At 53.1% G+C, this 13,108-nt stretch carries 12 protein-coding genes; 7 read left to right on the top strand and 5 right to left on the bottom strand.

The window, feature by feature from the left end; all coding sequences use genetic code 11:
- On the top strand, positions 1–442 hold a 442-nt coding region (locus QCH34_RS00915; protein WP_300328560.1), incomplete at its 5' end, for a BCCT family transporter.
- A gap of 17 nt (positions 443–459) precedes the next feature.
- Here the strand turns inward: QCH34_RS00915 and QCH34_RS00910 are convergent.
- Positions 460–4,659: a HEAT repeat domain-containing protein gene (locus QCH34_RS00910; RefSeq protein ID WP_300328555.1), complete on the bottom strand. Its 4,200-nt coding sequence runs from the start codon at positions 4,657–4,659 to the stop codon at positions 460–462.
- Positions 4,660–4,790: 131 nt separating this feature from the next.
- On the opposite strand from QCH34_RS00910, the gene QCH34_RS00905 reads away from it, so the two are divergent.
- A complete protein-coding gene (locus tag QCH34_RS00905; RefSeq protein WP_300328551.1) occupies positions 4,791–6,170 on the top strand; it encodes a hypothetical protein in 1,380 nt (459 codons plus the stop codon).
- Between the two features lie 46 nt (positions 6,171–6,216).
- Here QCH34_RS00905 and QCH34_RS00900 read toward each other — a convergent pair whose 3' ends face one another.
- Positions 6,217–7,398, bottom strand: a complete 1,182-nt coding sequence (locus QCH34_RS00900) for a PLP-dependent aminotransferase family protein (RefSeq protein WP_300328546.1) — start codon at positions 7,396–7,398, stop codon at positions 6,217–6,219.
- 91 nt (positions 7,399–7,489) lie between these two features.
- On the opposite strand from QCH34_RS00900, the gene QCH34_RS00895 reads away from it, so the two are divergent.
- Positions 7,490–7,978, top strand: coding sequence for a GNAT family N-acetyltransferase (locus tag QCH34_RS00895; protein ID WP_300328541.1), 489 nt, complete (start codon positions 7,490–7,492; stop codon positions 7,976–7,978).
- Between the two features lie 67 nt (positions 7,979–8,045).
- Here QCH34_RS00895 and QCH34_RS00890 read toward each other — a convergent pair whose 3' ends face one another.
- A complete protein-coding gene (locus tag QCH34_RS00890; RefSeq protein WP_300328538.1) occupies positions 8,046–9,533 on the bottom strand; it encodes an MFS transporter in 1,488 nt (495 codons plus the stop codon).
- A gap of 158 nt (positions 9,534–9,691) precedes the next feature.
- On the opposite strand from QCH34_RS00890, the gene QCH34_RS00885 reads away from it, so the two are divergent.
- The 4 genes from QCH34_RS00885 to QCH34_RS00870 all read left to right on the top strand — a co-directional run bounded on the left by QCH34_RS00885 (position 9,692) and on the right by QCH34_RS00870 (position 12,361).
- The gene (locus QCH34_RS00885) at positions 9,692–9,997 is read left to right on the top strand and encodes a hypothetical protein (RefSeq protein WP_300328535.1); all 306 of its coding nucleotides are present in this window, start codon (positions 9,692–9,694) and stop codon (positions 9,995–9,997) included.
- A 133-nt stretch (positions 9,998–10,130) separates the two neighbouring features.
- Entirely contained in the window at positions 10,131–10,802 is a 672-nt protein-coding gene (locus QCH34_RS00880) for a metal-dependent hydrolase (RefSeq protein ID WP_300328533.1), read from the top strand.
- 147 nt (positions 10,803–10,949) lie between these two features.
- Positions 10,950–11,129: a hypothetical protein gene (locus QCH34_RS00875; protein WP_300328530.1), complete on the top strand. Its 180-nt coding sequence runs from the start codon at positions 10,950–10,952 to the stop codon at positions 11,127–11,129.
- Positions 11,130–11,230: 101 nt separating this feature from the next.
- Positions 11,231–12,361 (top strand): AAA family ATPase, encoded by a 1,131-nt coding sequence (locus tag QCH34_RS00870; protein WP_300328527.1) that lies wholly within the window; start codon positions 11,231–11,233, stop codon positions 12,359–12,361.
- Between the two features lie 11 nt (positions 12,362–12,372).
- Here the strand turns inward: QCH34_RS00870 and QCH34_RS00865 are convergent, their stop codons facing one another.
- Positions 12,373–12,648, bottom strand: a complete 276-nt coding sequence (locus QCH34_RS00865; protein WP_300328525.1) for a winged helix-turn-helix domain-containing protein — start codon at positions 12,646–12,648, stop codon at positions 12,373–12,375.
- A gap of 16 nt (positions 12,649–12,664) precedes the next feature.
- The coding region (locus QCH34_RS00860; protein WP_300328523.1) for a hypothetical protein at positions 12,665–13,108 on the bottom strand (444 nt) is incomplete at its 5' end.

Here is a 13,108-nt window from a genome sequence, read left to right as displayed (position 1 = left end):
CTTCATCTGGTTCTCGGTCTTTGGGGGATCAGCCCTCTACCTCCAGCTGAACAGGGGCGTCGATCTCGCCTCGGTTGCCGGAGAGGATGTATCGCTTGCACTCTTTGTCTTCTTTGAACACTACCCGCTTGCCGGAGTCCTCTCCCTGATTGCCATTATGCTCCTCTCGATCTTCTTTATCACCTCGGCGGACTCGGCAACGGTTGTCCTCGGCTCCCTCACCACCGGCGGAAGCCTGGCAGTGCCACTCTATAAGAAAGTGATCTGGGGACTCTCGCTCTCTACGGTTGCGATCACCCTCCTCCTGACAGGGGGACTTGATGCCCTCCAGAAGATGGCGATCACCGCCGCGTTCCCCTTCATGATCGTGATGATCATCCTCTGCTACACGCTCTGGATCGGGCTCTCGCAGGAAGAGTCGTTACAAGAAGAGGATAGGTAAGCGGAGTCTTCCTCCATTTATTCCTCTTCGCGTTCATTTTCAGGAGAGCCCTTTCTCTTCCCTTCGGGAACTCCGGGAGAGGGAGTTTCTGCCTCGGGAGAAGGTTTGGAGGCATCAGGGGATTCATCCATCTCAAGAGAAGATTCATCCGGAGCGGAGATTCCGGTATCGCGTTCAGGTGACGCCGGACTCAGTGGCTCAGATCCCTCCCCGGCGGATGGAGTATCAAAGAGTTCAAGGGGTTCATCCATCTCAAAGGAGATGTCGTCAACAGAGGGGATGCCATCGTCATCTTCGAAGGGAGTTGTCTCCGGGGTTTCTGTCATGGCATCATCAGGAGATGGCTCAGGTGATTCATCCGCTTCAGGCGGGATATCAGCAGCAGAGATGGACGCTTCCCCAGGCATCTCTTCCGGAGCGATTCCGGGAGTTTCGTCAGATGCATCAGCCGGGATTTCAGGAGTTTCGGCATCAGCATAGCCGGGGGCAGCCTCATCAGATAAGCCGGGCACAGGGTATGATTCTTCGAAGACAGGAGCGCCTGACAGGATAGATTCGATTGTTCCTGTTTCTGCAATATCGAAATCTGTCTCTCCGATACCGGCTGGGCCGCCCTCAGTGAGGCGCTTTGACTCGATCTGTTTCTGGATCCTCTGGATGGTTTTATCAAGAGGACCCTTCTCCTCGCCGATTAAGGCATTCAGGGGCTCAAGTGAGAGTTCACCAAGATCAACCAATGCATACTCAGCCTTCTTCCGGACCATGATATGCTCGTCAGAGAGGAGGGGGATAAGTGCACCGACGGCGGCGGAACCGCCAATATGGGAGATCGTCTTGATCGCCTCGATCCGCTCCTCAAGGGTCCCTGATTGAAGCGTATCAACGATCGGCTGGATGGCACATGCACCCATCTTCTCGATATCAAACCAGCGGTTCTCTGAGATGAGGAAACAGACCTCTTCCTCCTCTGTCTCAGGTTTCCAGCCGATTGAGGTGAGGGCACTTGAGATACTCTTGTTCCGGAAACCTCCCGCATCCCTCATCGCACTGACAAGGTGCTCCTGGGGGGTGCCGTCCGGATCTTTCAGGGCAGTGAGTGCTGCCTCGGCGATACGGGTGTCGTTATCGTCAAGAGCGCTCATGAGTGCTTCCACAGCAGAGCTGTCATTGATATATCCAAGGGCACGGGCTGCAACCAGCCTCACCTCCTCGTCACGGTCATGGAGTGCCCGCTTCAGTGTCGGCACCACCTCACCGCTGCCGATGTAGCCGAGAGCCTCGACGATGATCGCCCTGACTTCCGTATCCTGTTCGGTCTCAAAAGCCCTCTGGAGGCTATCAAAACCTTTCTTTGCACCGATACGCCCGAGGTTCCGTGCCGCTATCGCACGGACGACCGAGCTCTCATCATATAATGCATCAAGGAGCGGTTCGACTGCTACTTCGCGCATCTCACCAATAACCTCTTCTGCAAGCGCCCTGATCTCGGGAGATTCGCCCTTGATTGCTTTTAAGAGCTCCTCGATTGCCGGCCTTCCCATGACCGTGAGCTTCATTGCTGCTGCAAACTGGACATTGCGATTGCTGTCTTTCAGCCCCTGGATGAGAGTATGGACATCCTGCTCTCCACCGCTCTGCTCGTACAGCTCTTTATCATCTTTCTTCAGCTTGGGAATGCCTTTTGGCTTTGGCACAGCCCCTCCCAGCTGTTCTGCCCATGCACTCCTCCAGAGAGCAAGTGATTCCCTTTTCCGGATCATCTGGAGTGCAAAGATCCTGATACCCTGATCTGGATCTCCTAGTGCCGGACGGATGGCAGCAGTTGCCTCATCCTCGCTCATCCTGCCGAGTGTATCGAGGGCTGTCAGTTTCTGGAGGCGTGAACCGCCAACGACCATCTCGGCAAGGGGGCGGAGTGCGGGGTACCCGACACGTGCAAGCGCCTTGGCAATAGCAACCCGCATCTCCTCAGAGGGATCCTCAAGGAACTTCATCAGGATCGGAACGACATCCTGATCTTCCATCTTCCCAAGGGTGGCAGCGGCATTGGTGCGTATCCGCATGAAGGTATGATTCAATGCGCCAGCGAGCACCGGGAGAGCCGGATACCGGATCTTCACCAGGGCATCGGAGGCGGCGGTAATGATGCGGTAGTGATCGTGTCCCAGTAGAGTGACGAGCATGCGAATGACGTCATCATCCATGTAGCCACCAAGGGCTGTAACAGCGGCAATCTGGACATCAGGCTCATCATCCCTGATGCAGCCCATCAGGGGTTCTTTGGCTTCGGGATCTGCAATCTCTCCGAGCGATTCGATCGCGGCAACCTTCACCGAGGCAATGGGATCGTGGAGAGCCCGGATGAGCGGGGGAACAGCCCGCTCCCGGTAGAGCCGCAGGGCATAGCAGGCAGAGATACGGATATTGGTATCGCGATCAGAGAGAGAGGCGACAAGCTTATCAAAATTATCCTTCTCTTCGGGCTCTTCCTCCTCTTCTTCCTTCTTTGGAATGGGTAGAGGTTCTGGAGCGGGGTCGGCTTTAACCGAACTCTCTGTCAGGGCGACATCATCCTCGGCCTCCTTCTTCGGTTTGATCTCAACCTCATCACCCATCGGGACGCGGGGGCCGATATCCCCATACATCTTCCTGAGCGCCTCATTGAGGCCTTTGAGGATGATGTCATTGACTTCGAGATCCTTTTTGGCCGCTTCCGGAACAGGAACCGGCTTTTCAGTAACCTGAAACGGCTTCTGCGGAACCTGTTTCCTGAACTCTTCCTGCGCCTTTACCGATGCCGCGAGTTCGTCGGCATACTTTTTCTTTGAGAGATCCGGAGCCGGAGGTTTGACCGCCTCTTCACGCACTGCCGGCTGGGGCTTCCCCGACTGTTTTCGCACCTTGTTGAAGCTTTCACGTGCCTTGAGGGAAGCAGCAAGTTCATCGTTATACTTCCTGCTGTCGACCGGCTTTGCATGTGAATCTGCCATTAACTGCTGGTTCTTCTTCTCGATCTCGGCAAGTGCGTTCCGTGCCACCTTCGCAAGGAGCGGGTCTGAAGATGCTGCCACCTGGCGGAGTGCATGGATTGCTGTTGGCCCGATATTCCTGAGGGTCTCGGTTGCACCTGCACGAACCGCAGAGTGAGTCTCCCTGAGTGCATTGATCAGTGCCGGAATTGCGTTCTTTCCCATACCAGCAAGCCCGGCCCAGTCCTCCCGGGCGAGGAGAGACATGACCCGCTGTTGATCGTTCTTTGGTTTCCAGCCCATCCGCTGGAGACCCCAGCTCGCTTCCATGCGGATAAGGGGATAGCGTGCATTGAGGCACTTTTCAAGTGTGGTTTCAGCCTCAGGACCGCCAATCTCGGCTATTGCCGCAACTACATCGCCGACGATCAGGGGATCCGGATCGCCGAGATATCGATGGAGGACAAGCAACATCTCGGGATTTTTTGATTTTCCAAGGGCCTTGATGACAGCACGCCTGGTCGGCTGATCTCCATCTTTAAGTGTACGGAGGAGGATTGGTGTGCCTGCCTTCCCGATATGGACCAGTTCATTCCACTTCTTTCTGACATAGAGGTACTGTGCCCTTTCTTTTGGAGTATCAGGAACGAGATCGCGACGTTCAAGAATGGATGCGGATTCGGCTGCCACATCCGTATCCCGGTCAAAGAGCCCGGATAAGATAATATCGAACCCCTCCTTTCCAAGAGTGTCGGCGGTGGCAATAGCCGCCTGCCTGAGATCCGGATCTTTTCTCCTTGAGAGTGAATGGATGGTGAAGAGGTCAGGTTTCCCTTCGGATATGATATATTTCCTCAGTATAGTCCGGATATTTTCCGGGGAGACCAGGATAAACCTGACGATGGCCTCGGGATCGTCTGCAAGCATGAAGTAGACTTCACGCACGAGCTGCGTCTGTTCGGTTGGGGATATGAGTTCCGAGAGAGTGACAGCGAGGTGTTTGTATGCTTCACCTCCAAAGGCTGCGAGTACAGATACTGCTTCAAGTTTTACTTCGGGATCATCCTGATTGATCATTGCGGAGATCCGATCGAATTTTCCCCTTTCCGCGAGGTTCTGAATATTTACTCCAAAAAGGCGGTTGAATACCATATGTGAGCTGCTCCCCGGGATGCCTTCACGGTACAGTTGATCCTCATCATTGATATATACATAGATGCCCGGCAGGGATGGAGAAGAAACTCCCATGATTGCTCCCGGTTTCTGCACGAGGGATGAGGGGAATCCGCCCCAATCGTTACATTTTCAGAGAGATGCCTGATCCAGGCCCCCTGCAGGGACGAGGAAAGATCTATATACACATAATCCCTAAAGAGAAGATGATGGATGAATGGGTATCTGCCTGGCTCAGAAGAGAGCGGGAGAAGGGAGTGAAATGCCTTGAGATCAAGTACATCTCAGGTAAACCCTATGTCTACCATTCAACAAGCAGATATGATCGCACCACCAAATCCCCCCGGAAAGTGAGTAGCTATATCGGGAGACTGACTGAGGAGGAGGGCCTGATCCCAAAAGGTGCGAAGAAGAGGCAGGAGAGGAAGGCAGTTACGTGGATCGTGGAACCTTCAGATGCTCCCATTCAGCACATCCCCTTGGAAGCAGACGAGGGTTACCCGGACGCTACATCTCCGGATGAGCCACTTCAGGAAGAAGAGGCACTTCTTTTAAGCCTGAAAGAAGCGTTCCCGGAATGCGGGCAGGAGATCTATGCAGCACTCATTCCAATAACTGGCCATAAACCCCCGGTTACGAGCAAAACCGAATCTTCCGGAGAGGGCATCCGGGCATCCCCTGTTCCCATATCCGGTGTACCCTGCCAGGTTCGTTCACTCATCGGCAGTAATACAGGCGGGCAGCAGGCGATCTTTTCTTTTCTCTCAACAGGTGCCCGCCGGATCGCCTATCCATTCACTCTGGCAGGCACTCCCACTGATCCACTCAGGATATATGGAGCCATCCTCATCATCGAGGAAGATTCAGGCATCCCCATTATGGTACAGAGATTGCCGGAACCGCCCTGTGATCTCTCCGTGGTTGCCCTGACAGTGCTTTCAGTGGCGATGCGTGAAGAGGAGCCGCACGAGATAATCCTCCTCATCAATCCGGAGGAGATGATGCAGATGGGCGGTTGTGGGGATGCCGATTGTGATGAGCTCGCCCCGTTGCAGGAGAGTGGATTACCATTTATTTATCCGCTGCCCTATGAGAGCAGCAGGTATGACAGCCCCACCTATCTCACCGATCATTTCACATGGGGAGATCGCCTTATCTTATCCGGATCCGACGAGTCCGGCGGTCTGATGACATATCTCTTCAAGGATGTCAGATCTGCGGGCGAGGAGGCTGAAGAGCTCAATTCTTCTGCTGAAATGGGATTGATCGATCGTCCCACCCTGAGATGCCAGTTGAGACGGGCAGGCAGACGGCTGATTTTGAGTTCAATGAGAGTGGATGCGAGGGAGATCTTTGATCTCGCGTCCCGGGTGGATCAGATACACCTCTCAGTCGGGATAATCCGGGAGCTGATGGAGAGGGATCTCCCAATGGCAGCAAGTGGAGAGATGGATGACGGTGCAATCACGGGATCGCTCTTTCTCAGCCTGCTTGCAGCCAATCTCTCACAGACGAGCAAGGTTGGGGGCGGGGAGACAGAAAACCGGATTGACGCACCCGAGGATCCTGAATCAGGCCTTCTGTGATATACCCTAATACAAAATACGCCATAGGGAGCATGCACCCCTGGACCTACCCGATCAGGCTTTTCATTGCTTCTCCAAGCCGCCGGATGCCTTCAATTATAGAGTCAGGATCTGCATTCGAGTAATTCAATCGAAGAGATGAAGAGCCACCACCATCAGTGTAGAAAGGATTCCCCGGAACAAATGCCACCTTCTTCCGGATCGCGAGTTCAAAGAGATCGATCGATGAGATGCCATCCGGCAGGGTTGCCCAGAGGAACATACCGCCGTCCGGGCGGGTGAACGTGACCTCCTGCGGGAAGAACTCCTCCATTGCTTTCACCATGCAATCCCGCTGCCTTCGATATGAGTCCCGGATCAGCCGGAGATGGGATTCGATATCATGGGAGGCCAGAAACTGGTGAATGATCAGCTGGCTTAAGTAATTTGAATGGAGGTCTGAGGCCTGTTTCGCGGTGATGAGCTTTTCATATATCTCCTGCGGTGCAGCAATCCAGCCCATTCGCATCCCCGGAGCGATAATTTTTGAGAATGAACCCAGGATTATACCATTCTCCGGAAGGAACTGGTGTACAAGGGGAAGATCGTCTCCCCTAAACCTGAGTTCTCCATATGCATCATCTTCTATGAAGAGAGTGTCGGTGCCTGAGAGCATCTCCCCGACTTCCCGGCGCTTTTCATCTGAGTAGGTGATGCCTGATGGGTTCTGGAAATTGGGAACCCCATAGAAGATCTGTGGCGAGTATCTCCTGACAATCTCCTCGAGGCAGGCGATATCAGGCCCGTCCAATTCGAGCCCGACAGGGTGAAATTGAGGTTCATAGAGTGAAAATGCCTGAATTGCACCGAGGTATCCGGGCTTCTCGATGGCAACAGGGCTTTTTTTGTCGATACAGATCTTTCCTATGAGATCGAGGGATTGCTGGGATCCATTTGTTATAAGGATATTTTCCGGTGGAATGGATAGCCCGGCACGTTTCTGGTATCGTTCTGATATCCATTCCCTGAGGGGAAGATAGCCTTCTGTTGTTGAGTACTGGAGAGCCTCTGTGGGTTTTTCTGTCAGTACATCGATCGCAGCCTCTTTGATGGCATCTACTGGAAAGAGAGCGGGATTTGGAAGTCCGCCCGCAAAGGAGATGATGGATCTGTCTTTCGTTACCCTGAGGATCTCCCTGATGAATGACCGGGGCGTCTTCCCCATCCGGGCCGCAAATCTGTACGCCATTGTATGCCTGAATAAGTATTATTCGTGATAGACGATAGATTCATTGTCTATCTTTTAGAAATACCTGAATTGAAACTCCGTTTTCTCATGCATGACTCCACATATTACCTTGATTACCACCCCCACACAGGAAGAATCGGAACACCTTGACAGCCTCCTCTGGGAGGTGCTCTGGAAACCTCTTGGACTTCCACGGACATTCCGCGAATTCGCCAGAACCGGGGGAGGAGAGATTATGGAGAGTGGAGAAATCTGCCATGAATATGAATGTGTTGTCATGAAAGACGGAGTTGTGACCGGCGGTCTTGTCGCCATTTTTGGATCTTCATCCAAGTTTGAGATCCGCCATATTGCAGTACTCCCGGAAGAGCAGGATAAGGGGTGTGGCACGATGCTCATTGAAGCCCTGGTTGCATATGCGTCCGGTAAAGGGTTCCAGGCTATCCATACAATCGCAAGGAATACCTCGGTGCCATTCTTTCTGAAGGCGGGATTTGCCTGCGGGAAAGGGAATGTGCCCGATCACCCGATCTTTTTGCAGCATGGGATCTCCTTTGTGATGATGGAACGGAGACTCTGAGGCGAATTACTCCGTGAATTAACCCTTTTTTAACGATTAGGAGAGGGAAAAAAAGGATCCTTCAGGATTATACCCCGACGATGACCGGCTCGTCGCTATCCACATTATCAGGGTGGATCTCATCTTTGCTCAGGATGGCTAGTGCGAGTATTGCAAGCGAGATCAGGAAGATCACCAGGAAGACGAGATCAAAGCCCGTGGAAACGGCATCGATAACCAGATCCTTTGGAGAGGATGTGGTGACATTACGGTATTTCCCGACTGACACGATCGCCTGGATGAAGAGCATGCTGACAAAGGATATCCCAAGGGTCATCGGGCCGAACCGCTCGACATTGAGGAGGCTTGATACCATGCCGTGCCTGTCCCGGGATGCCATGCCCATAATCATGTTTGTGCCAGGAGATACCAGGAATCCAAGCCCAAATCCAAGGACAGCCAGAGAGAGGACAATGTACGAGATTGAGATATCAGTCGAGAAGATGATGAACATCAGGTATCCGAGAGAGACGATTAAAGCACCGAGGATACAGAGTCTCCGGTTGCCATACCTGTTGATCAATATCCCCGAGAGGATGCCGCTGACCATCAACGCACCTGAGAGTGCAGTGAGGATGATCCCGCTCCGTGATGGATCGAGGCCGCGGACGATCTCAAGGAAGAACGGAAGGATGTAGTTGACGCCCGCAAAGAGGAAATATGTCAGGGCAAGCATCAGGTTGGCAATGAGGAAGTTGCGTTTGGTGAAGAGCCTGAAATCGATGAGGGGATCTGGTATCCTGAGTTCATGGAAGAGGAGAGAAATCAGGGCTATAGCCGAAATAGCTGCTGCACCAAGGATATGCGGATTGGTCCACCCAACCGATGCCCCCTGGCTTACGGCATAGATCAAAAAGCCGATCCCGATAAAGACCAGGACTGCACCGAGGCGATCAAAGGCAGAGAGCGTCTTCAGTGCAGGAGGTGTTGCCGGGATGGAGTACATGCCTAGCAGGATCGCGAGGCATCCTACCGGGAGATTGATATAAAAGATCCAGTTCCAGGAGAGGTACTGGGTCAGCATCCCCCCCATGACAGGACCGACGGCTGCCCCGAGTGCAGCAAACATCGTGATCAGCCCAAGGGCCTTTCCTTTCATCTTCATCGGGAAGAATGCCGCAACAAGAGCCGGCGCAATCGATACGATCATCGCCCCCCCGATTGCCTGGATGATGCGGGATCCGATCAGGATGCCATATGAGTTGAAGAGTTCAGGGAAGAAACCGCAGGCAAAAGAGCCGAGGGTAAAGATGAAAAATCCGGTGATGAAGACGATCTTAAAGCCGATCCGATCTGCGAGTTTTCCAAAGATGAGGACACAGCCCGTCAGGACGAGGAGGTAGATCGTCGCGACCCAGCTCACTGAGGTCATCGGAAGAGAAAAGATCTCTGAGATCGTCGGGAGAGCGATATTGACGATGGTGCCGTCAAGAGCCGACATGAACGTTGCAAGGGAGATGGAGATGAGAAGGAGGGTATAATTTGGTACTGATGCATCTTTGGTCCTGATCTGCATACCCATTTCTTGCTATTCACCGGGGATAATCGTTCCGATAGCCCCTGCATCTCCAAAATCCACCTACAGAGGAGATACATTTGTTTTTATTAATATGTAAACAGCCTTTTGATAAGGGATTGCATAATATTTATAAAGAAGTAAATCCAGTAACACGTATGAGCCAGAGCGGATTACAACAGGATATCTACAGCCGTGAATATGGAAAATCAGGATCTCAATTGAGCTTTCGTGGAACAGGAAAACCCGACATCTATAGCCGTGAGTATGTGAGGGGTGGGGATTTTGGGAAACAGGCTCCTGTGCATGTTTCCTACATGCACACAGCAGATAGACCGGCCACGCAGAGCACCCCAAAAGAGAATGTGGTGCAGAAGAATGAGGCTATAACCCATACCGAACCGCAGCCTTCAATCTTTGACAAAATATCCCGGTTCCTGCACGGTGCCCTCGGACAGAAGTAGCGGGAAGAGATGAACACCTGAGCCGGGTGTTCCTGTGAGGACCAGCCAGATTCCTTCTTTTTCTGTCTGATCGGAATACTTTCGCCCTCCGGGCGTGTACCCTTATTAAATACAAGAGCATTCTGGTATACGAATGCGTGGAAAAGACCATATCGCCATCAGTACGGGGAGCGCCCTCCTTCTTGCAGCTCCGTGGCTGCTCATCCATCCGGTGGCAGTAGCGATCTTCACCGCAGGGGTGATCATCGGATCACTCCTTCCCGATACCGATGCAACAGATTCAAAACTCCACTACATGGATGGTATCGCACGCGTCTTCAGCCTCATCATGCGGCCGATCGTCATCCCGATAACAAAGCTGGTGTACAGGGTTCTCGAAAAACCCTTTAACTCCGCTCACCGTGGCTCGATGCATACGCTGCCGGGAGTGGTTGTGTATACCCTGATCCTCACCCTCCTGATCGGATCCGTCCTCTATCTCATGGGATTCTGGAACATCATCATCGGTTTCTTCTTCCTCGGACTCTTTACCGGGGGGATCTTCCATCTCCTTGAAGACTGCTGCACCCGGAGCGGGCTGATGCCATTCAAGCCATTCAGTGACAGAAAATATGCAGGCAGCATCAATACCGGAAGCAGGATTGATATACGGCCGGGGTTCTATGCAACGGTTTTGATCTTTGTTGCCGCCGGGGTGGTGGTTGCCGGGATCACCTATGCGATCAGCCAGCCTGTACTGATCGCCATCTCCCTCTGCCTCTTTCTGATCATCTGGGTGCTGATCCTGAGGCTCTCACGGGTGTAGGCGGGTGAACGGCAGGGGTGATCCCATCCGTTTCCGGAGAGTGATAAACTCCAATACTGGCTGATTCTGTCATCTTGTTGAATCACCGTTAACTGGTGTATCAAAAGATGGCAAGGAGATATATATACGAAGACAGAATGTAGCCACATGCGAAAGCCGGTCCGATGTAAAGGTTGCATCATCGGCATACTCGGCGGCCTGCTCTGGGCATTGGTTACCTATGGCTTTATCGGATCCGTCGACTGGACAGGAGCAGTGATCTTCGCCATTCTGCTCACCATCGTCAGTGTGATCATTGCACACTGGCATCTCTGCCAGATCCGGTGATCCGGGATCTTCCGGTATCGTTTTGGGCAATGTGATCTGTGTTTCACTTTCACCCTCCACCCCTTTCATTTCTTATGCCTGTTTCACCATCCTTGATCCAGATGGTACCGCACTTCATCCTCTCTGACCAGACCCTCTTTACAAACCCGGAACTCTTTGAGTTTGACTATATGCCGGATCAGGTGCTCTTCAGGGAAAGCCAGCTTGCGGAGCTCGCTTTTTGGATCCGCCAGGGACAGGAGGAGGCATCTTTGGTACATGTTATCTGCCGGGGACCATCCGGGTGCGGGAAGACAACAAGTGTAAAGCATCTCTTCAGGGAGATTGAGGAGGAGACCGACGGAATCGTGCCGATCTACCTGAACTGCCAGACCGATCAGACACCTTTTGCTATCTATTACGGAATCTATGCCCGGTTGTTCGGGAAGAAGCCACCCAGAACGGGTATTCGGGCAGAAAAGCTTGTGAGTGCGATCGCACAGGCTGTTCCTGATAGAACCAGTATCCTTCTCATCTGTCTTGATGATGTCCAGCACCTCGTGCAGCATGATGCTGTGGGTGAGGTCCTGTCCTCACTTTTCAGGATGCACCTGGACTTCCCGGAGTGCAAAATCACTGTGATCACGACCACGAGCGATATGCAGCTGGACTTCTCGAGGATAGTTGATCTGCCCGTCTCTTTAACTATCTGCTCCGAGGAGATCCCGTTTCCCCCCTACACGGCAGAGGAGATCAGGGAGATCCTCTTCCTCCGGGTGCGGGAGGGGGTTCTACCAGGCGTGATCTCATCAGGTGTGCTGGATCAGATCGTCAGCAAGACGGAGATGGCAGGCGATCTCAGGATCGGTCTCGATCTCCTGAAAAGGTCGGTTTTGAGAGCTGAACACGAGGGGAGAGGGGCGGTGCTCAGGGAGGATATTCTCCTTGCCTATGGAGATGCCCGGCTGCTGCACCTGAAGAAGAAGGTACAGGGGCTGTCTGAAGAGGAACGTGCCATCCTCCTCCGGGTCCACCTGCTGGAAGAGAGAGGCGGCGGGGGCCTGATCTCAGGTGAGCTGTATGGCAATCTGATCGAAGAAGAGGAGATTGCATATTCGATCTTCATGGATCGTCTTGAAAATCTGGCAGATCTCGGGCTTATCGATCTCAGGGTCAGGCAGGCGAGGGGGAAGACAGACGTGATCCTGCCGAGGTACAGCAGGGAGGAGGTGGAGGGGATCTGCAAATTCTGAGAGCGGGTTGCTCACAGCTTGAAAGCCGGAGCAGAATCAAAGAGCTTCCGGTAGAGCGAGTTGAAGAGCGAGATATACTCTTCTGCCCTGTCTGTCGAGAGGTACCGCCGCTTATCTCCCTCATGTTCCTCGATGATGTAGCTCTTCTCCATGAGAAATGCCAGGTACTCCTGTCCGGTCTTTGAGTTAAGGTCACACCGGTTGATGATGCCGGTGAATGACTGCGGCTTTCTGCAGAAGACCAGGATCTCCCAGTAGATCTCGTACGCTGTCCGCCGTCCGGTCATTCTGAGGCCTCCCGGATCATTGTCCATCATTCTCCAGTGTTTGTTTCAGGAGAGCTGCCGAGTGATCGATCTCATCGATCCGCTCGTCCCAGACTTTTGCGAACCGGTGGAAGTAGATCGAGGAGATCAGGCTGACAATCGCTATTGCTGTTGTGATGAGGAGGGAAGGCAGGAGCAGGATCCCCGGGCCGATTGTGAAGGTGAGGCTGGTTGAGGTGAGCTGGAAGAACTCAAGGCTCGCAAGGGTTCCAAGGAGGAAGATGCTGGCGCTGCCGAGCATGCAGACATAGATCATCCGGTTGATGGTTGCATGGTTATCCCGGTAATGGGAGAGCATCCTGACGATAAGGCGGGTGAGATCCTCATCCGGGATATCGGGTTCCAGAGATACAGCCCGGAGCTGTGCGTTTGTTTTTCGCTCCTTTCTCTTCTCCTTCTCGAGACCCTTCAGATCATCCTG

This window comes from Methanocalculus sp. (genome assembly GCF_029762515.1).
In the GTDB taxonomy this organism is placed as follows: domain Archaea; phylum Halobacteriota; class Methanomicrobia; order Methanomicrobiales; family Methanocorpusculaceae; genus Methanocalculus.
The sequence above is the reverse complement of the archived record's forward strand: the minus strand, read 5'-3'. Positions and strand labels throughout refer to the sequence as shown.